This is a genomic window from Alcaligenes sp. HNGD-HTN06 (genome assembly GCF_049932565.1).
GTDB lineage: Bacteria > Pseudomonadota > Gammaproteobacteria > Burkholderiales > Burkholderiaceae_B > Alcaligenes > Alcaligenes ammonioxydans.
The window spans coordinates 2,266,997-2,286,555 of sequence record NZ_CP187782.1 but is presented as its reverse complement, the minus strand read 5'-3'; the positions used below and the strand labels follow the sequence as shown (position 1 = coordinate 2,286,555).

The following is a 19,559-nucleotide window of genomic DNA, read 5'->3' as shown; positions in this document are numbered from 1 at the left end:
GGCGGCGGGATGCCTAACCCGCCTGACGCTCCAGCATTTCATCCAATGTTGCGTAATAGCTCATGGACGCATGGCGCAGGTTCGTGCGTACATGCTCGCGCGCCTGTTCCGGGTTCTTGTCCAGAAAGGATTGCAGGATGCCACGGGTTGCCTGCATGGATAGCTCCCGATAGCGTGTATCGCGCAAGGTGGCCAGACGCACGGCTTCCACGTGATCGCTCAGACGCAGAATCATGGTGCTCAAGTGCGGGTTGGGGCACAGGGTGATCCAGCCTTCCCGAAACGCATCGTTGGCAATCATGTATTGCATGGGGTCTGCCGCGGCATGGGCTTTTTCGGCTGCATTGGCGGCCTTGTTCATCAGGGCTAGCCCCTCCAGACTGGCTTGCAGGCAGGCAGCGGCAGCCGCTTCAGGCTCCAGCAACATCCGTATTTCAAAAATCTGCGCAATATCAGCCGGGGTGAAGCGCCGCAGCATGAAGCCGCGCGAGGTGCCTTCCAACAGCCCTTCGTTGGTCAGTTGCAGCAAGGCTTCGCGCACAGGCATGCGTGAGACCTGCAGCTCAGCTGCAATTTCGTGGTCGACCAGGCGATCGTCATAGCGGATGTCACCACTGCGCATGCGGCTGCGCAGGTGTTTGTAGACCTGCTGGCGTATGTTCAGTTTGGGGGCGGCAGGCTGGTTTTTACTCATTGGATTTGGGCAAGACGGTGAACAGGCAGTCGACGTGCCGTCCCTGTGCACAGCAGTGTTTCTCCTGCACCTGGACGTGCTGATCGTAAATCAGTTGGCCGACGGCTGTAAGCATACCAACGATAGGCCGGCACAGGGGCCGATCATGGGCGCCAAATCCTTTGGCAAAGGGGCTGTTTGTCACGCGGACCTGTAAACCGCCTGCGCGCTGCGTTTGAATATCCCAATTTCCCCAGCCCAGTTGTGCCGAGATGTGGGCAATGCTGTCGAGCAAAGCCTGCGGGTCGTGATGGATAGCTTCCCAGTAGGCCTTGGCGGACAAACCGCCTTGCTCCCTGACAGCCTGTCCCAAGGCGTCCAGCGCCTGTGTGCGAGCGGGCTCATCCAGCCGGCGAAACAGCCCCATCAACACGTCGGCACGCAGCATCACGTAGCGCCGATCGGCATCCAAAATCTGGCCCTGAGCCGTATCCCAGTTCAATCTGTCTCTAAATTTAGTCATTTTTCATAAAAAGTATATTGTTTTGTTTTCTGATAATAGATTGATATTAAAGAAAATAAATTATAGGGAAAACCATTATCCATTTAATTTAAGAATAAACTATATACTTTTTGAGAGGCGGATTGACGCTGGAATGAAGTCATAACAAAAGGGGACAAATGGTGAAAGCGTTGCGAAAAAGCGTGATGGGCCTGGCCTTGGGAGCGGCCTTGATGATGGGGTGGGGAGCGGCCAGCCAGGCAGCGGGAAGCGAGTTGAAAATTGCGTTCCCCGTGGATATTCCCTCCTGGGATCCGACTTCGGTCACTTTTCCTGCTGGTCAGTCGATTTACAAGGCCGTGTTTGACTCCCCCCTGTTTGTGGGTGACGACTTGCAGGTGGCACCACGCCTGATTGAGTCCTGGGAATGGGTGGATGAGCAAGGCCAGGCCTTGAAGGTGAAGCTGCGCGACAAGGTGAAATTTCATGACGGCAGCGACATGACGGCCGAAGATTTGAAGTTCACCTTTGATCGTGCGATCAACAAGAAAACCCTGGCACTGAATGGCATGCTGCCCACCTTGAAGTCGGTGGAGGTGACCGGCCCGCTGGAAGCGATTATCCATTTCAGCTCGCCCACCCCAACGGCTCCCAAAGGTTTGGCCTTTTTGTCGGCCTATATCCTGCCCAAAGCCTATTTCGAAAAGGTCGGGGAGGAGCAATTCCTGAAGCGTCCGATTGGCGCAGGCCCGTACAAGCTGAGCGATTATCAGCGGGGTTCCCGCATCACGCTGGAAGCCTTTGAGGACTACTGGCAAGGCGCGCCCGACTTGAAGCAGGTCGTGTTTGAAATTGTGCCGGACTCTTCAGCGCGCGTCGCAGCGGTTGAGTCGGGTCGGGCAGATGTCTCGGTTCAGATTCCGGTGCGCGAAATCAGCCGTCTGGAAAAGAATCCCAAGCTGGAAGCCAAGGTCTACCCCTATAGCGAGATCTACATTTTGCAAATGCCCAGCTATGTAGACAGCTTCAAGGATGTGCATGTGCGTCGTGCCATGAACATGGCAATCGACAAGGCCGGCCTGTCCCGTGCCTTCTACAAAAATGTCGCCCAGCCCTTGTCGGTTCTGGCCACCAAGGGCTCGCCCGGAGATGTACCTGATCTGAACATTCCTTTCGACAAGAAAGCGGCGGTTGAGGAACTGGCCAAAGCGGGCTACAGCACGCAAAACCCGTTGACCATTACCTTGTATTCCACCAATAACACCTTCCCCTCGGATTATGACCTTGCCCGTGCGGTGGCGCAGATGTGGAGCCAGATTGGCGTGCAGACCACCGTGGAGGAAATTACCGTGGCCAAGTATTTGGAGCTGAGCCATTCGTCCAAATTGACGGGGGTGATGCTCTATAGCTGGGCCAATGCCACCGGTGATCCGGAAATTTTTACCGGCCGTATTCTGGACCCGCGTCTGCGGTTTTCCACCTGGAAGGAGGAGCGTCTGGCAGGCACGCTTGATGAGCTGAATCGCCAGATGGACGAGGAAAAACGCGTAGCGGGCTATCAGGCCTTGAACCGCGAAGCGGCCCAACAAGCATGGAGCCTACCGGTCCTGCAGTCCATTTCCACCATTGCCTACAAGAAGGGCCTGAAGCTCAATACCTATCAGACCGGCTACATTCTGCCGCAAGAGTATTCCTGGCAGTAAACCGTTCATGCACCCCGCAGCCTCAGGCGGTGGGGTGACCTACCGGGCTCCCCCCGGACGTATTTTCTCCTGCGGTTCTTTTCATGAAAAACGTTTGCTTCCTGATGGCGCGCAAGCTCGTCTTCGTGCTGGTGACGGCGTTTGTGCTGTCCATGATTGTGTTCTTCATGCTGCGCGTCATTCCAGCAGATTCGCTGGGCATGATGCTGCCGCCTTCGGCGACCGAGGCCGATGCGCAGGCGCTGCGTGTCGAGCTGGGCATGGATGGCTCGGCCTTGCACCAGTACCAGGTTTGGTTGAGCGGTGTGTTTCGCGGCAATCTGGGTAACTCCATCTTCTTTCATCAGCCGGTGACTGGCTTGCTGGCCCAGGCTTTGCCACCCACTTTGGAGCTGGTCGGTGTCAGCTTGCTGATGGCCTTGTTGATCTCGATTCCCGGCGGCATTGTGTTGTATCTGCTGGATAAGAAGAAGATCGAGTTCGTGGCCGATTTTGTGCTGGTCTTGCTCTTGTCCGTCCCCTCTTTTCTGTGGGGCATCATTTTGATCGTGGTGTTTGGCGTGCTGTTTCCGGTGCTGCCTTTTATGGGGCGCATGGAAGGCACGCCCGTGGTGGACGGCGGCACGGGTTTTCTTTTGCTTGATCTGCTGTTGCGGGGGCAATGGCAAGCCTGGTGGGATGCCTTTTCCCATCTGCTCTTGCCGGCCTTGGCGTTGGCGCTGGCATTTAGCCCCATTGTGATTCGCGTGCTGCGCTCCAGCCTGATCGAGACGGCTACCAGCCAGTACGTGAACGTTGCGCGTTTGCGCGGTGTACCGGAGTGGCGGGTGTTGCTGGGGCATATGCTCAAGAATGCGGCGCTGCCCACTTTGACCTTGATTGGGGTGCAGTTTGGTTTTCTGTTTGGCGGCACCTTGCTGATCGAAGTCATTTTCTCTTTCCCCGGCATCGGCAATCTGATGGTGCAAGCCATCAAGAACCATGACCTTCCCCTGATTCAGGGGGTGGCCCTGGTGTTCTGTCTGATGGTGCTGGTCGTCAACTTCTGTGTCGATGGTTTGTACAGCGTTATGAATCCACGTTTGAGGTCTGCATGAGCACGCATTCACCTTCTTTCTGGCAGGCGCGGCTGCGGCCGGTGCTGGCCCATCCCAAGGTGCTGATTGGCGGCGTCCTGGTTCTGATCTTCTCGCTGGTGGCCTTGTTTGCCCCTCTGTTGGCGCCTAATGATCCCAATGCCCAGGATCTGCTGGCCACACTCTTGCCCCCGGCCTGGCAGGAAGGCGGGTTGGCTCAGTACCCCTTGGGCACGGATGGCCTGGGGCGTTGCATTTTGTCCCGGCTGATTTATGGCAGTCGCGTGGCCTTTCAGGTTGCCGTGACGGCAGCAGCGGGCACGATGATTCTGGGTACGGTGCTGGCGATCTTGGCCGGCTACCTGGGCGGCTGGTTCGATCGGGGTGTCAGTTCCCTGGTCGTGTTGTGGATGGCTTTTCCGCCCGTGGTGTTTTCCATGATGCTGATGGTCGGTCTGGGAACCGGTTTGTTCAATGTGATTCTGGCTGTGGTGCTGGTGGACTGGACCCGTTTTTATCGCGTGGTCCGGGCCGAGGTTCTGGTGGTGCGCCAGCGTGACTATGTGTATGCGGCACATCTGCTGGGTTTTTCGCACCTGCGTATCATGCTGCGCGAAGTGCTGCCCAGCGTGGCGCCCTTGATCGTGACCCTGTTCAGTCTGCAGATGGGGGTGGCCATTGTGGTCGAAGCTATTCTGAGCTTTGTCGGGCTCTCTGTTCCTTCGGATGTGGTGGCCTGGGGAGTGATGCTGGCCGATGGCCGTGACCAGATTTATCAGGCGGGCTGGGGACTGATGGCGCCTGTGATCGGCATTGTGTTTGCAGTGCTGGGTTTTAATTTGCTGAGTGATGGCTTGCGTACCACGCTCGATCCTCGGCTCAAGCAACGGGGAGCACACTGATGAGCGTGCCGGTGATTGAATTCAAGCAAGTCAGTGTCTCGGTGCCGGTACAGGGGCAGTCGGTAGAGCTGTTGCGCAAGGTGTCGTTTGCGGTGCAGGCGGGTCGTACCTTGGGGCTGGTCGGAGAGTCTGGTGCAGGCAAGAGCATGATAGGGCGGGTGATCTCGGGCATGTTGCCCAGCAATCTGCGTTTGTCCTCGGGGCAGGTCCGTTTTCAGGGCTCGGTGGTGACGGGCGCACAAATGCGCCGCCTGCTGGGTCGCAAAGTGGCCTTTGTCCCGCAGGAACCCTTGTCCTCGTTAAATCCGGTGCTGACCATACGTCAGCAAATGTTCGAGCACCTGGCTCGACTGGGTATTCCTCGTGCATCGCGTGAACAATACTGCCTGGAGCGTCTGCATGAAGTGGGGCTGCCTGATCCGCCGTCCATGCTGGGACGCTATGCCCATGAGCTTTCTGGAGGGCAGTGTCAGCGTATCTTGATTGCCATGGCCTTTTCCGGCGACCCCGAACTGATTGTGGCCGACGAACCCACTACAGCCCTGGATGTGATTACCCAAGCGCAAATTATCCGGATTTTGCGTGAGGTTCAGCAGCGTCACCAAACTGCCGTAATCTTGATTACGCATGACTTGCGCATGGCCGCCCATGTCTGTGACGAGGTCGCCGTGTTGTACGCCGGAGATGTGGTTGAGCAAGGTCCTGCCGCCGATGTTCTGGACATGCCCTTGCATCCGTATTCCTGGGCCTTGAAAAATGCGACGCCGGCCTTGAATGGCCCCTTGTATGCCTTGCCTTCTTTGGCTGACATCATGCCGGGTTTGAAAGACATGCGGGATTTGCCCGGCTGTCGTTTTGCGCGGCGTTGTCCTACTCGAAATGCAAGCTGTGAACAACGTCCGCCCGCGTTGGCACCGGTCAAGCCAGGCCACTGGGTAAGTTGTGCGGGTCCCTGCATGACGGGTGATGTGGCGGCACAAGGCCAGTTGCATGTCTTGCCGCAAGCGCCGTCTGAAGAGTTGGCCCCATTGGTGGAGTTTCAGAATGTGGAGCGCAGCTACCGAGTGACGCGCAATGGTCGCCGCAGCCTGATGTATGCCTTGCGGCCCCTGTCCTTGAGCGTACGTCCCGGCGAGATGGTCGGTGTGGTGGGCGAAAGTGGCAGTGGCAAGAGTACCGTCGCCCGTTTGATGGTGGGTTTGCTGCAGCCCAGCGGTGGGCAAGTGCTGGTGCAGGGCCAGTCCCGGGAGCAGTTTGCCAAAGGCCAGGGCGCGTCCTTGTCGCAGACGATTCAGATGGTGTTTCAGGACCCTGATTCGGCTCTCAATCCACGTCGCAGCGTTCAGCAGCTGGTTACGCAGGTTCTGGAGTTGCAGCCGGGCATGACACCGGAGCAGCGCCGCCTGAAAGCGGACGAGTTGATGAAGCAGGTCGGCCTTGCCCAGGATGCCGGTCTGCGTTTCCCCGCGGAGCTGTCCGGCGGACAAAAGCAACGGGTGAACATCGCCCGCGCCTTGTGTGTGCAGCCGCGTTTGCTGGTGGCCGATGAGATTGTGTCGGGACTCGATGTATCGGTGCAGGCTTTGATTCTGAATCTTCTGTTGCGTCTGAATAAAGAACTGGGCGTGGCGGTGGTGTTCATTTCTCACGATCTGTCCGTGATTCGCTATCTGTGTACACGGGTGCTGGTAATGAAAAACGGCGAAGTGGTGGAGCAGGGCAATACCGCAGAGGTATTTGCCGATCCGCAGCACCCCTATACCCGCGTTTTACTGGGCAGCGTGCCGCCAGACGACTCCAGCCAGATCTGGCCCGCGCCCCTGGTCGGCCTGCGCCAGATGCCTGGTGAGATCGCGCCCGCTCTCGTACCCGCCATGGCGGTCTGAATCCCGTTTTACTCGTATTTACAGGAAGCACTATGAGTTATGCCAATAACGAGGCCGCCTTGTCGGGCCTGACCCAGGATCATCAAGTCCATCGGGATGCCTATCTGGACGAGGACGTTTTTCAACTTGAAATGGAACGGCTGTTCAGCCGTGCCTGGCTCTATGTGGGCCATGAAAGTCAGGTGCCCAAGACGGGCGACTATGTTTCGGTGACCCTGGCGCAAAGCCCTGTCATCATGCTGCGTCATAGCGATGGCTCGGTGCGGGTGGTGATGAATCGTTGCGCCCACAAAGGCGCCAGACTGGTCAGCGAATCCAGCGGTAATGTGGGCAAGATGCTGCGTTGTCCCTATCACGCCTGGACCTATAAGCTGGATGGCTCGTTGCTGGCCGTACCGCTGAAAAATGCCTATGAAAACACGGAGTTTTCACAGTGTCCGGCCGCTGGCGGCCTGTCCACGCCGGGGGCGGTGGAAAGCTATCGCGGCTTTGTGTTTGCCCGTCTCAGCAAGGAAGGGTTCAGCCTGCAAGAGTATTTCGGTGATGTGCTGCAGGCCTTGGACAATATGGCGGATCGTTCTCCGGAAGGGGAGTTGCAGGTGGCGGGCGGTTCGATTCGAACCGTCATCAACTGCAACTGGAAGATGTACATGGAGAACATCAACGACACGGTGCATCCCATCTCTACCCATGAGTCCGCCTCCAGCTCGGCAGCCAAGGTGGGTGAAGTCTTCAAGGAGGAAGACCCTACCGCGCTGGAGCAATTGCTGCCCTTTGGCTCGGGCTATGACTTCTATTCCCGTATGGGTGTGGAAACGTATCCGAATGGGCACAGCATTCTGGGCACCAAGTTCAGCATTCATACCGATTACTCGGGCATTCCGGGCTATGAGGCCATGATGAAAAAGGCCTGGGGCGAGGAAAAAGCAGGTCGGGTGCTGGGCTTCAATCCGCAGAATGTGGTGTTTTATCCCAGCATGGCGGCCAAGGGGTCGCCGCAGATCATCCGTGTGCTGCGGCCTTTGGCAGTGGACCGGACCTTGCTGGAAGTGTGGGTGTTTCAACCCAAAGGGGCACCGCGTGAAATGCTGGATCGTGGTCTGAGCTATAGCCGTCTGGTCTATTCGCCCATGAGTGTGGTGGCGCACGATGATGTGCATTTGTTCGAGAGCCAGCAAGCCAGCCTGAAAGCCCAAGGCAATCCGTGGGTGAATCTGCTGCGTCAATACGATGCGCAGGAACGCGAGCAGGACAAGGGCAGTTTCGACGATGCCAATAACGAATGGGTCATACGTAACCAATACCGTGCCTGGAAACAAGGCATGAAGCAGCAGGAGCAGGAATGATGGGGATAGCGCATGAGCAGGGCCCACGGATTGGCCAAGTGCAGGCTGCCCAGCAAGGTCAGCAACAGCAACAAGTGCATCCGCAGCAAAGCCAGGAGCAAGGTCGGCGTCTGGACCAAACGACGAACCTGCAACAAAGCCTGCAGAACTTCGTATGGCAAGAGAACGCCTTGCTGGATGAAGGACGTTTTGATGAATGGTACGAGCTGTTTGCGCAAGATGGCTTGTACTGGATTCCGGGTGAATCCGGGCAGGAAAGCCCCGACGGACGCATGTGCATTGCTTTGGAAAACCGCATGTTGATGCGCTTGCGTATCGACCGCCTGTCGCATCATCGTGCCTTTTCCTTGCAGCCCGGCGTGCGTGGTCTGCGCGTGATTCAAAACCCGCGTGTTCAATCTGAACATCCTGACGAGGATGGCTGCTATTGCGTGCGCACCAATCTGATTTATTCGGAGTATCAGAAGCAAAAAACCGAGATTCTGCCGGCTACTGCCTCCTACCGTTTGCGCGCCGTCGATCAGGACTGGGAGATCGTGGAGAAGCGAGTGGACTTGTTGAGTGTGGATGGTTATTTGCCCACCATTCAGCTCTTCATTTAGGCGGCTTATGCACATGACTGACACGACACCCCGCTATCGCAGCCTGTCTTGTGAGGACATGGACGACAGCATGGCTTACCGCCTGCTGACGTCCCTGATCGTGCCGCGCCCGATTGCCTGGGTTTGTAGTTTGGAGGAGTCGGGCAGTGTGAATCTGGCCCCCTTCAGCTCCTTTAACTACGTGGCGCACAGCCCGCCGATGCTGGCGATCAATATCAACCGCAATGAGGACGGCAGCCTGAAGGATACGGCCCGTAATTTGCAGGCGAATAAGGAATGTGTGGTGCAGTTATGCCGCCAGTCTGATCTGGCTGCGGTTCATGCCAGTGCGGCAGCCTTGCCCCCCGGTCAGAGCGAGGTAAAGGAGTTGGGCATGAATCTCGTGCCCAGCCAGCATGTGTGTGTGCCCCGTCTGGATGGGGCAGCCGTGCAGATGGAGTGCAAGCTGGATCAGGTGGTGGATTTGGGGCGAGGTGTGAACCAGCTGCATATTCTGGAAGTGCTGGCTTTCCATGTGGATTCATCCTTGATGGACGAAAAGGGGAAAGTGGATCTGGAGGTGTATCGGCCTTTGGCTCGGTGGGCTGGGCCGTATTATTGCGAGCGGGGAGGGATTTTTCAGCCTTGACTTCAATGATGGGCCGTTGTGAGCCTTCTGCGGTTCGTTTTTGGTGGACAACCAGAGCCGGTCCACAGCAGCGTACGTTGCGGGGCTGAGGCCTTTACCAAATGTGCGACGGATCCTACCCCTTTGGGATAGCCATAAAAAAAACCGCCTTGTGGGCGGTTTTTTTGACTACTGAGCAAGGCGCAAAACTTAATAAACGCCTTGATGACGCATGGCACTGGCGACTTTGACAAAGCCGGCAATATTGGCGCCGTTAACGTAGTTGATGAAGTCATTTTCTTGACCATAGTTCACACAATTTTCGTGGATGTCACGCATGATGGAGTGCAGCTTTGCGTCAACTTGTTCACGTGTCCAGTTCAGGCGCTGGGCGTTTTGACTCATTTCCAGACCAGAGACGGCAACCCCGCCGGCATTGCTGGCTTTGCCGGGAGCGTACAGAATCTTGGCGTGAATAAAGGCATCGACCGCATCCAGCGTGCTGGGCATATTGGCACCTTCTGCCACGCAACGCACACCATTTTTGATCAGGATTTCAGCATCTTTGCCGTCGAGCTCGTTTTGAGTCGCGCAAGGCAGGGCGATGTCGACCGGCACATGCCAGGGGCGTTTGCCTTCTTCAAAAAGCAGGCCATGTTCTTTGGCGTAATCCACCAGACGACCACGCTGAACGTTCTTGACGTGCATCAGGGCAGCCAGTTTTTCGCGGGTAAAGCCGTCCATGTCCACCACGCAGCCTTGCGAGTCGGAAACGGTAACCACTTTCGCGCCCAGATCCAGACATTTTTCAATGGCGTACTGAGCCACATTGCCCGAACCGGACACTGACACGGTCATGCCGTCAAAGGACAAGCCTTTGCGAGCCAACATTTCCTGTGCGAAGTAGACGGTGCCATAACCGGTAGCCTCGGGACGAATCAAGCTGCCGCCAAAGCACAAATCCTTGCCGGTGAACACACTGGCCGCGCTGTTGGACAGTTTTTTCATCATGCCGGCCATAAAACCCACTTCACGCGCGCCTACACCGATATCACCGGCTGGAACGTCGGTGTCCGGACCCAGGTGACGGTACAACTCAACGATCAGGGCCTGGCAAAAGCGCATCACTTCGCCGTCTGATTTGCCCTTGGGGTCGAAGTCCGAGCCGCCTTTGCCGCCGCCCATGGGCAAGGTGGTCAACGCGTTTTTGAATGTTTGTTCAAAAGCCAGGAACTTCAGAATGGACAAGTTCACCGAAGGGTGAAAGCGCATGCCGCCCTTGAAAGGACCGATGGCATTGTTGTGCTGAATACGGAAACCGCGATTGACCTGAACCTGGCCACGATCATCTACCCAGGAAATACGGAACTGGATAGCGCGCTCGGGTTCGACCAGACGCTCGAGCAGACCATGATCGGCGTACTGGGGGTTTTTCTCGATGAAGGGCCACAAGCTGGTCATCACTTCCCGTACGGCCTGCATGAATTCAGGCTGATGAGGGTCGCGGGACTGTACTCTGGCTAGGAACTGTTCTAGAGAGATAGATTTCATTGCAAGCGAACTCTGTTTGCAATACTGAGATTTCGAGTGGAACTCAGCAGATTGAAAGAATGGATGCACGGGAATGCACCCGATCATACGCCCATCGCAAGCAAGCCTCTCGTATAGAGAGGCTTGCGCAGGATGTTCGATTTACTTCTTCATCATGTCGAAGAATTCGGAGTTGGTCTTGGTAGCCCGGATTTTGTCCAGGATAAACTCCATGGCTTCAATTTCATCCATCCCATGGATGAATTTGCGCAGAACCCAGACCTTTTGTAGAAGGTCGGGCTTGATCAGCAATTCTTCACGACGTGTGCCTGATTTGTTCAGGTTGATGGCAGGGTAAATGCGTTTCTCGGCCAGACGGCGCTCCAGATGGATTTCGGAGTTGCCGGTACCTTTAAATTCTTCATAGATGACTTCGTCCATACGGCTGCCGGTCTCGATCAGGGCAGTACCGATAATGGTCAGGGAGCCACCTTCTTCCAGATTACGGGCAGCGCCAAAAAAGCGTTTGGGGCGCTGCAGGGCATTGGCGTCCACACCACCGGTCAATACCTTGCCGGAAGCAGGAACCACGGTGTTGTAGGCGCGCGCCAGACGGGTAATGGAATCGAGCAGGATCACCACGTCTTTTTTCAATTCAACCAGGCGCTTGGCCTTTTCAATGACCATCTCGGCCACTTGCACGTGACGCGTGGCCGGCTCATCAAAGGTCGAGGCCACGACTTCGCCGCGCACGGTGCGCTGCATTTCGGTCACTTCTTCCGGGCGCTCGTCCACCAGCAGGACAATCATGGTGGCCTCGGGGTAATTGGTGGTGATGGCATGAGCGATGTGCTGCATCATCACGGTTTTACCCGACTTGGGACTGGCCACGATCAGGGCGCGCTGGCCTTTGCCGATAGGCGAGAAGATATCCAGGATACGACCTGTGATGTTTTCCTCGCTTTTGATGTCGCGCTCCAGCCGCATGGGCTGGTCCGGATGCAGCGGCGTCAGGTTTTCAAACATGATGCGGTGTTTGATGGCCTCGGGCTGCATGCCGTTGACTTTGTCCACCTTGACCAGGGCAAAGTAGCGCTCGCCATCTTTGGGGGTACGCACTTCGCCTTCGATGGAGTCACCCGTGTGCAGATTGAAACGGCGAATCTGCGAGGGAGAAATGTAGATATCGTCTGTGCTGGCCAGATAAGAGGTCTCGGGCGAACGCAGGAAACCGAAACCATCAGGCAGGACTTCAAGCACCCCGTCACCGAAAATCTGCTCGCCTTTTTTGGCGTGCTTTTTCATGATGGCAAACATCAGCTCTTGCTTGCGCAAGCGGTTCGCGTTGTCGATTTCCAGAGTGGCAGCCATTTCTAGCAGCTGCGAGACGTGCAGAGCTTTTAATTCGTTCAGGTGCATGGGTGTGGGGAAGGGCTTTCAGCAGCAGACCGCAGGCCAGCATAGGGCCTGCGTGCGGTTAATCAGAGATTACAGGGAGCTGTCGAGAAACGCGCTAAGTTGGGACTTGGAAAGTGCGCCGACTTTTGTCTCGGCCACTTTGCCGTCTTTAAACAGCATGAGCGTTGGAATACCGCGAACACCGTATTGAGCGGGGGTGTCGGGATTTTCATCGACGTTGAGCTTAGCGATGATAACACGACCTTTGTACAGTTCGGCCGCCTCATCGAGCAAAGGAGCAATCATTTTACAAGGACCGCACCATGCAGCCCAGTAATCGACCAGAACGGGAAGGTCGGCTTTGAGGACGTCAGACTCAAAAGAGGCGTCCGTAATGTGTTTGATGGAGTCGCTCATGGCTAGATACAAAAAAAGAGAGATAACGAAAAACTATACGGGTGGCGTGACCTGAGCACAATGTATTCTACGGCCATTTGCCACGGTCTTGTTGCCAATTTTTGACAGGATACCACTGCGTCTGCCTGATAATGTGCATTCGCCGCGCAGTGCGCGTCAATAAAGCGTTTGCCCATTGGCGCCTAAGCACTCGTAAAATAGCGTTTTTCTGTACGATCTACCGGGAATCAAGTTGTCTACTACACGTTACGACGAATCTTCTATACGGGTGCTCAAAGGGCTGGAACCGGTCCGCCAGCGCCCGGCCATGTATACCCGCACGGACAATCCCCTGCACATTGTGCAGGAGGTCATCGATAACGCGGCCGATGAAGCGCTGGCCGGTTTTGCACGCACCTTGACGGTTACCTTGCTGGAGGATGGCGGCATACAGGTCGAGGATGACGGGCGGGGGATTCCCGTTGGTCTGCATCCTGAAGAGAACGCGCCGGTGGTGGAGCTGGTGTTTACCCGGCTGCATGCGGGGGGCAAGTTCGACAAGCTGAACGGGGGCGCCTACGCGTTCTCCGGGGGGTTGCATGGGGTGGGCGTATCGGTGACCAACGCCTTGTCGCGCCGTCTGGAGGTGCTCGTCTGGCGGGATGGTCAAGCCAATGAGATTGTGTTTGCCAATGGCGAGTTGCAGCAGCCCCTGACCCAGACGGGGACGGTGGGCAAGCGCAAGACCGGAACCCGGGTGCGCGTCTGGCCCGATCCCAAATACTTCGACTCCGCTCAGATACCCCTGGCCCAGCTGACTCATATCCTGCACAGTAAAGCAGTGTTGCTGGAGGGGGTGACGGTAGAGCTGGTGCAGCAAAAGACCGGCCAGCGTCAGCAGTGGCGCTATGAGGACGGATTGCGCGGCTATCTTCAGGAAGAAATGCAGGGCGTGGAGCTGTTGGTGCCCTTGTTCGAGGGCCGCCAGTATGCGCCGCAGGATGACGATAATTTCTCCCCGGGTGAAGGAGCCCACTGGGTGGTGGCCTGGACGCTGGAGTCCCAGATTGTGCGTGAGTCTTATGTCAATCTGATCCCCACCCCGGCGGGAGGCACGCACGAATCGGGCTTGCGTGATGGCCTCTACCAGGCGGTGCGTAGTTTTGCCGAACTGCACAGTCTGATTCCCAAGGGCGTCAAGCTGCAGGCCGAGGACGTGTTTGCCCGGGCCAGCTTTGTGCTCTCGGCCAAGGTGCTGGACCCGCAATTTCAGGGGCAAATCAAGGAAAAGCTCAATAGTCGTGACGCCGTGCGTCTGGTCAGTGGTTATGTGCGCAACGCACTGGAACTGCATTTGCATGCGAATGTGGACCAGGGTCGCAAATTGGCTGAAGTGGCGGTGCGTCAGGCCCAGGCCCGTACCCGCTCGGCTCAGAAAGTGGAAAAACGCAAAAGTTCGGGCGTGGCGGTCTTGCCGGGCAAGCTGACGGATTGCGAGTCCCACGATCTGGACAATTCGGAGCTGTTTCTGGTCGAGGGTGATTCGGCCGGCGGTTCCGCCAAAATGGGCCGCGACAAGGAGTTTCAAGCCATTTTGCCGCTGCGCGGCAAAGTGCTCAATGCCTGGGAAGTGGACCGGGACCGGCTGTTTGCCAATCAGGAAATTCACGATATTTCCGTGGCCATCGGCGTGGACCCGCACGATGCCCAGTCCGAGCCGGATTTGTCCGGTTTGCGCTATGGTCGCATCTGCATTCTGTCTGATGCGGACGTGGACGGCTCGCACATTCAGGTGCTCTTGCTGACTTTGTTCTTTCGCCACTTCCCCAAGCTGATCGAGGCTGGTCACGTTTATGTGGCGCGTCCGCCCCTGTTCCGCGTCGACGTGCCTGCCGCCGGCAAGCGTGCGGCCCGCAAGATTTACTGTCTGGATCAGGGCGAGCTGGATGCGGTTTTGGAAAAGCTGCGTAACGAGGGCATACGTAACGAGTCCTGGAGCATCAGCCGCTTTAAAGGGCTGGGTGAAATGAGCGCGGAGCAATTGTGGGATACCACCATGAATCCCGATACCCGTCGTTTGTTGCCCGTGCATTGGGGAGAAGACGGCTTGAGCGGCACGCAAGCCATGTTCACCATGCTGATGGGCAAGGGCGAGGCCTCTGCCCGCCGTGCATGGTTGGAAGAAAAAGGCAATTTGGCCGATCTGGACGTCTGAGCCCGACTTAAGAGTTATTTATGGACAGCAATCAATTGGATTTTGAACCGGCGGGATCGGACGATGGCATCACGCTGGCAACTTACGCGGAACAGGCTTACCTGGATTACGCCGTTTCAGTGGTACGCGGACGTGCGTTGCCCGACCTGACCGATGGCCAGAAGCCGGTACAACGCCGCATTCTGTACGCGATGGATGCCATGGGCCTGGGCCCAACGGCCAAGCCCGTGAAATCGGCCCGTGTGGTGGGGGATGTGCTGGGTAAGTATCACCCGCACGGTGACCAGGCCGCCTATGACGCCATGGTGCGTATGGCGCAGGATTTTGTGCTGCGTTATCCCCTGGTGGATGGGCAAGGCAACTTTGGCTCGCGCGACGGTGACAATGCTGCGGCCATGCGTTATACGGAAGCACGCTTGACCCCGTTTTCCCGTCTGCTGCTGGATGAGCTGGACGAAGGGACGGTGGACTTCATTCCCAACTATGACGGCAGTCAGAAAGAGCCGGTGACCTTGCCGGCACGCTTGCCCATCATGCTGCTTAACGGTGCATCGGGCATTGCCGTGGGGATGGCTACGGAGATTCCGTCTCACAATCTGCGTGAAGTTGCGCAAGCCTGCGTCAGCCTGTTGCGCAATCCGAATTTGAGCGATCAGGAAATCCACGAGATCGTCCCCGGCCCGGACTTTGCCGGTGGTGGTCAGATCATTTCTGCCGCTGCTGATATTGCCGCGGTGTATGCACAAGGTCGTGGCTCGATCAAGGCCCGAGCCCGCTGGGTGTTTGAGGAACTGGCTCGGGGGCAATGGCAGCTGGTTGTCACGGAATTGCCACCCGGCAGCTCTTCTCAGCAGATTCTCGAGGAGATTGAGGAGCGCACCAACCCCAAGGTCAAGGCCGGCAAGAAATCGCTGAGCACCGAGCAGCAGCAAACCAAGGCCTTGATGCTGAACATGTTCGATGCCGTGCGCGACGAGTCGGGCAAGCAGGCGGCGGTGCGTCTTGTGTTCGAGCCCAAATCCCGCACCATTGACCGGGACGAGTTCGTGACCACCTTGCTGGCGCAAACCAGCCTGGAGCGCAACGTCTCCATCAATCTGGTCTGCATTGATACGGATGGCCGCCCCGGCCAGCGCTCTTTGCGTCAGATCCTGCTTAACTGGCTGGAGTTTCGTCGTCATACGATGGAGCGTCGTACCCGCTACCGTCTGGACAAAGTCACTGACCGGATTCATGTCCTGCAAGGGCGCATGGTGGTCTATCTGAATGTCGATGAGGTCATTCAAACCATTCGTGAGTCTGATGAACCACGCGTTGCGCTGATGGAGCGCTTTGATCTGAGCGAGCGTCAGGCGGACGACATTCTGGAAATGCGCTTGCGTCAGCTGGCGCGTCTGGAAGGCTTCAAGATCGAAAAAGAGTTGCAAGAGCGTCTGGATGAACAGCAGTCCTTGCAAAAGCTTCTGGATGATCCCAAGGCCTTGAAGCGCTTGATGATTCGTGAAATCGAGGCGGACGTCAAAACCTACGGCGATGATCGTCGTACCTTGATTGAAGCGGCCGAGCGCGCCGTGCTTGAGACCAAAGTGGTTGATGAACCGGTGACGGTCATCGTGTCGCGCAAAGGGTGGTTGCGTTCGCGTCAGGGACACGGCCATGATGCCACGCAGTTCAGTTTCAAGACCGGCGATGGCTTGCGCGATGCACTGGAATGCCGCAGCACTACGGATCTGGTTGCCATCGGCACGGATGGACGGGTCTATACTGTGCCCGTTTCCAGCCTGCCTTCGGCTCGAGGCGATGGGCAGCCCATTACCTCCATGATTGATGTGAGCCCCAGTGCGCCGATCGAGCACATTTTGGGGGCCGCGCCGGAGCAGAACTATGTGCTGGCAGCCTGCGATGGCTACGGCTTTGTTGCCTCACAGGGCGATATGAACACCCGACAGCGGGCGGGCAAGCAGTTTGTTACGCTTGAAGAGGGTAAAAAACTGCTCAAACCCCTGGCCTTGCGCCCCGACGATCTCTATGTGGGGCTGCTTAGCGAACAGGGACGTTTCCTGGTCGTGGACATCAAGGAGCTGAAAGTCCTGTCCAAGGGGGGGCGTGGCACGGTGCTGATCAAGCTGAACGAGGGAGACACGCTGAGTCAATGGGTAGCCTTTGGGGAAACCGGTCTGGCGGTCAGTGGAGTGCATCGCAAGCGTGCGTCCACCATTGTGATGGACCTGGATATGCTGGCCATGTATCTGGGCAAGCGCGCCGGCAAGGGCAAGACCCTGTCGCTCAAATTGAACGAGCCCGTGCTGCATCGGCCCGACCTGGCCTGAGTGTATATTGCCGCCGGAGGTTGGTCCTCCGCCTGATGGATTTCTTTGTAGAGTGTTGGATATGAGTTTCAAAGTCACGGTTCAGCCCAGCGGGCACAGTTTTGATGTACAGCCTGGCCAGTCGGTGCTGGATGGCGCGCTGAATGCAGGGATTGTCCTGCCCTATAGCTGCCGCAATGGCACATGTTCATCTTGCCGCGGCAAGGTTATTGACGGGCAGTACGATGCCGGTCGGGCGCCCGAGCAATTGCTCAGCCAGGAGGATCTTGCTGCTGGCTATACTCTGTTTTGTCAGGCCAAGCCCAGCAGTGACCTGTTGATCGAGTCTCATGAGATTCGCATGGCGAGCGATATCCAGATCCGGAAGATGCCCTCGCGCGTAGTGAGCCTGGAAAAAGTGCGGGATGATGTCATGATCGTCCGTCTGCAAATGCCGTCCTCCGAACCATTTCGCTACTATCCGGGCCAGTATCTGGAGTTCATTCTGAAAGACGGCAGCCGTCGCAGTTACTCGATGGCGACGCCGCCTCGGGAAGATAATCAGGTCGAACTGCACATCCGTCACATGCCCGGTGGCGTGTTTACCGATCACGTCTTTGGTGCCGGCGCCACCGCCATGAAAGAGCGCGAGATTCTGCGTGTGGAAGCACCTTTGGGTTCTTTCTTCCTACGAGAAGACAGTGCAGCACCGATGGTTTTCCTGGCCAGCGGCACGGGTTTTGCCCCTATCAAGGCGTTGATCGAACGCCTGATTCAAACCGGGAGCCAGCGTGAGGTGGCTCTGTATTGGGGCGGTCGTCGGCCCAAGGATCTGTACCAGTCCGAATTGGCCGAGAAATGGGCCAGCGAATTGCCCAATTTGCGTTTCATTCCGGTGATCTCCGACGCCCAGCCAGAAGATGGCTGGACAGGCCGCACGGGCTTTGTGCATCAGGCGGTACTGGCTGATTTGCCGGATCTGTCGGGCTGGCAGGTGTACGCCTGTGGCGCGCCGGGCATGGTTGAAGCGGCCCGCAAGGACTTCGTGGAGCAGGCTCACCTGAATCCGGATAATTATTTTGCAGATGCCTTTACATCCTTGGCAGACGTCAAGTAAGCGTCTTGAACACTAGCTCAACAAGCGGACAGTACACATGAAAGTAGCAGTTCTGGGCAGCGGCATTATTGGGGTATCAACTGCCTGGTGGCTCAGCCAGCACGGTTGCGAGGTGGTGGTTGTGGACCGGGGAACGGGCCCGGCACAGGAAACCTCGCGAGCCAATGGCGGGCAGATCTCGGTCTCGTACGCCGAGCCGTGGGCCAACCCGAAAATGCCGCTCAAACTGCTGAAATGGTTGCTGCAGGATGACGCACCTTTGCTATTCCGTCCGCGTTTGGACCTGCGCCAATGGCGCTGGTGCCTGTCTTTCTTGCGCGAGTGCTTGCCCGGACGGGTTGCGCCCAATGTGCGCGCCTTGGTGGCCATGGCAGAATATAGCCGCAGCACGCTCAAGCAGTTGCGCCCTGATCTGGATTTTGATTATCGCCATCAGGAAAAAGGCATCATCACGTTTTACCGGGATGCCCAAAGTCTGGACGATTCCCAGCAAATGGCCGATGTCATGCGCGATATGGGCGTAGATCGCCGTATCATGAGCGTGGACGAGCTGGTGCAGCTTGAGCCCGCACTGGCATCGGCCCGTGGTCAGATTGTGGGGGGCGACTACACCAAGGACGATGAGTCCGGCGATGCCAACCAGTTTGCCTGCGGTTTGGCCGCCATGGCCGGGCGCGCCGGGGTGGAATTTCGCTTTTCCACCCAGATCACCCGTTTGTTGACCGCCAAAGGGCGAGTGCTTGGGGTGGAGGTCATCGGGACGGATGGCGGCTATGAGTCTATCCAGGCCGATGCCTTTGTGGTGGCCATGGGCAGTTTCAGTCCATCGGTCTTGCAGCCCTTGGGCATTGCCTGCCCCGTCTACCCGGCCAAAGGCTATTCGGCCACCTTTCCGGTGCTGGTTCCGCAGGGAGCGCCCACCGTGAGCCTGACCGATAAGGACAACAAGCTGGTATTTTCCCGTTTGGGTGACCGCCTGCGAGTTGCCGGAACCGCCGAGCTGTCGGGCTATTCGCGCAGCTTGAACCCGGCACGTTGTCAGGCTTTGTTAATGCACGTGGCTGATCTGTTCCCAAGTGCATTGGATTTTGATAATGTTTCTTTCTGGTCAGGACTGCGTCCTGCCACAGCCTCAAATGTTCCGCTGATAGGCCGCTCCTCCATCCCCAACCTGTACCTGAATACGGGGCATGGCACCTTGGGATGGACGATGGGCATAGGCTCTGGTCGAGCCCTGGCTGACCTTATCATGGGGCACAAACCCGAACCTGAATTTCCTTTTTTATCATGAAGGATG

At 57.1% G+C, this 19,559-nt stretch carries 16 protein-coding genes; 11 read left to right on the top strand and 5 right to left on the bottom strand.

All coding sequences use genetic code 11. From position 1 onward, the window contains the following. Positions 1 to 13 precede the first annotated feature (13 nt). Both ACOZ42_RS10375 and ACOZ42_RS10370 read right to left on the bottom strand, forming a co-directional pair. On the bottom strand, positions 14 to 694 hold the full coding sequence (locus ACOZ42_RS10375; RefSeq protein WP_003799251.1) for a GntR family transcriptional regulator: 681 nt from the start codon (positions 692 to 694) through the stop codon (positions 14 to 16). Beyond that, positions 687 to 1,196: a 4-vinyl reductase gene (locus ACOZ42_RS10370; RefSeq protein ID WP_240208577.1), complete on the bottom strand. Its 510-nt coding sequence runs from the start codon at positions 1,194 to 1,196 to the stop codon at positions 687 to 689. Before ACOZ42_RS10370 ends, ACOZ42_RS10375 begins: the two co-directional genes overlap by 8 nt. A gap of 158 nt (positions 1,197 to 1,354) precedes the next feature. On the opposite strand from ACOZ42_RS10370, the gene ACOZ42_RS10365 reads away from it, so the two are divergent. From ACOZ42_RS10365 to ACOZ42_RS10335, 7 genes are all read left to right on the top strand, one after another. Beyond that, entirely contained in the window at positions 1,355 to 2,878 is a 1,524-nt protein-coding gene (locus ACOZ42_RS10365) for an ABC transporter substrate-binding protein (RefSeq protein ID WP_415301775.1), read from the top strand. Positions 2,879 to 2,961: 83 nt separating this feature from the next. Then, positions 2,962 to 3,975, top strand: coding sequence for an ABC transporter permease (locus ACOZ42_RS10360; protein WP_059318839.1), 1,014 nt, complete (start codon positions 2,962 to 2,964; stop codon positions 3,973 to 3,975). After that, positions 3,972 to 4,856 (top strand): ABC transporter permease, encoded by an 885-nt coding sequence (locus ACOZ42_RS10355; RefSeq protein ID WP_003799258.1) that lies wholly within the window; start codon positions 3,972 to 3,974, stop codon positions 4,854 to 4,856. Before ACOZ42_RS10360 ends, ACOZ42_RS10355 begins: the two co-directional genes overlap by 4 nt. Then, positions 4,856 to 6,742 carry a dipeptide ABC transporter ATP-binding protein gene (locus tag ACOZ42_RS10350; RefSeq protein ID WP_426345107.1) on the top strand — a complete coding sequence of 629 codons (1,887 nt, stop codon included), beginning with the start codon at positions 4,856 to 4,858 and terminating at the stop codon, positions 6,740 to 6,742. Before ACOZ42_RS10355 ends, ACOZ42_RS10350 begins: the two co-directional genes overlap by 1 nt. A gap of 32 nt (positions 6,743 to 6,774) precedes the next feature. Continuing rightward, entirely contained in the window at positions 6,775 to 8,088 is a 1,314-nt protein-coding gene (locus ACOZ42_RS10345) for an aromatic ring-hydroxylating dioxygenase subunit alpha (protein ID WP_003799263.1), read from the top strand. Further along, positions 8,085 to 8,690, top strand: coding sequence for an aromatic-ring-hydroxylating dioxygenase subunit beta (locus ACOZ42_RS10340; RefSeq protein WP_131070677.1), 606 nt, complete (start codon positions 8,085 to 8,087; stop codon positions 8,688 to 8,690). Before ACOZ42_RS10345 ends, ACOZ42_RS10340 begins: the two co-directional genes overlap by 4 nt. A gap of 13 nt (positions 8,691 to 8,703) precedes the next feature. Beyond that, positions 8,704 to 9,318: a flavin reductase family protein gene (locus tag ACOZ42_RS10335; protein ID WP_165477515.1), complete on the top strand. Its 615-nt coding sequence runs from the start codon at positions 8,704 to 8,706 to the stop codon at positions 9,316 to 9,318. Between the two features lie 189 nt (positions 9,319 to 9,507). On the opposite strand, the gene gdhA is transcribed toward ACOZ42_RS10335, so the two are convergent. The 3 genes from gdhA to trxA form a co-directional block, all read right to left on the bottom strand. Next, positions 9,508 to 10,848, bottom strand: a complete 1,341-nt coding sequence (gdhA, locus tag ACOZ42_RS10330; protein WP_003799268.1) for an NADP-specific glutamate dehydrogenase — start codon at positions 10,846 to 10,848, stop codon at positions 9,508 to 9,510. A gap of 141 nt (positions 10,849 to 10,989) precedes the next feature. Further along, positions 10,990 to 12,246, bottom strand: a complete 1,257-nt coding sequence (gene rho, locus ACOZ42_RS10325) for a transcription termination factor Rho (protein ID WP_003799272.1) — start codon at positions 12,244 to 12,246, stop codon at positions 10,990 to 10,992. A gap of 69 nt (positions 12,247 to 12,315) precedes the next feature. Beyond that, positions 12,316 to 12,642 (bottom strand): thioredoxin TrxA, encoded by a 327-nt coding sequence (gene trxA / locus ACOZ42_RS10320; RefSeq protein ID WP_003799275.1) that lies wholly within the window; start codon positions 12,640 to 12,642, stop codon positions 12,316 to 12,318. Between the two features lie 226 nt (positions 12,643 to 12,868). Between trxA and ACOZ42_RS10315 the strand changes: the two genes are divergently transcribed. From ACOZ42_RS10315 to ACOZ42_RS10300, 4 genes are all read left to right on the top strand, one after another. Further along, positions 12,869 to 14,836, top strand: coding sequence for a DNA topoisomerase IV subunit B (locus tag ACOZ42_RS10315; protein WP_426345848.1), 1,968 nt, complete (start codon positions 12,869 to 12,871; stop codon positions 14,834 to 14,836). 20 nt (positions 14,837 to 14,856) lie between these two features. Beyond that, positions 14,857 to 17,166, top strand: coding sequence for a DNA topoisomerase IV subunit A (parC, locus tag ACOZ42_RS10310; protein ID WP_426345106.1), 2,310 nt, complete (start codon positions 14,857 to 14,859; stop codon positions 17,164 to 17,166). Positions 17,167 to 17,227: 61 nt separating this feature from the next. Beyond that, positions 17,228 to 18,262 carry a CDP-6-deoxy-delta-3,4-glucoseen reductase gene (locus ACOZ42_RS10305; RefSeq protein ID WP_426345105.1) on the top strand — a complete coding sequence of 345 codons (1,035 nt, stop codon included), beginning with the start codon at positions 17,228 to 17,230 and terminating at the stop codon, positions 18,260 to 18,262. A gap of 37 nt (positions 18,263 to 18,299) precedes the next feature. Then, positions 18,300 to 19,553, top strand: coding sequence for a D-amino acid dehydrogenase (locus tag ACOZ42_RS10300; protein ID WP_003799284.1), 1,254 nt, complete (start codon positions 18,300 to 18,302; stop codon positions 19,551 to 19,553). Positions 19,554 to 19,559: the final 6 nt, after the last annotated feature.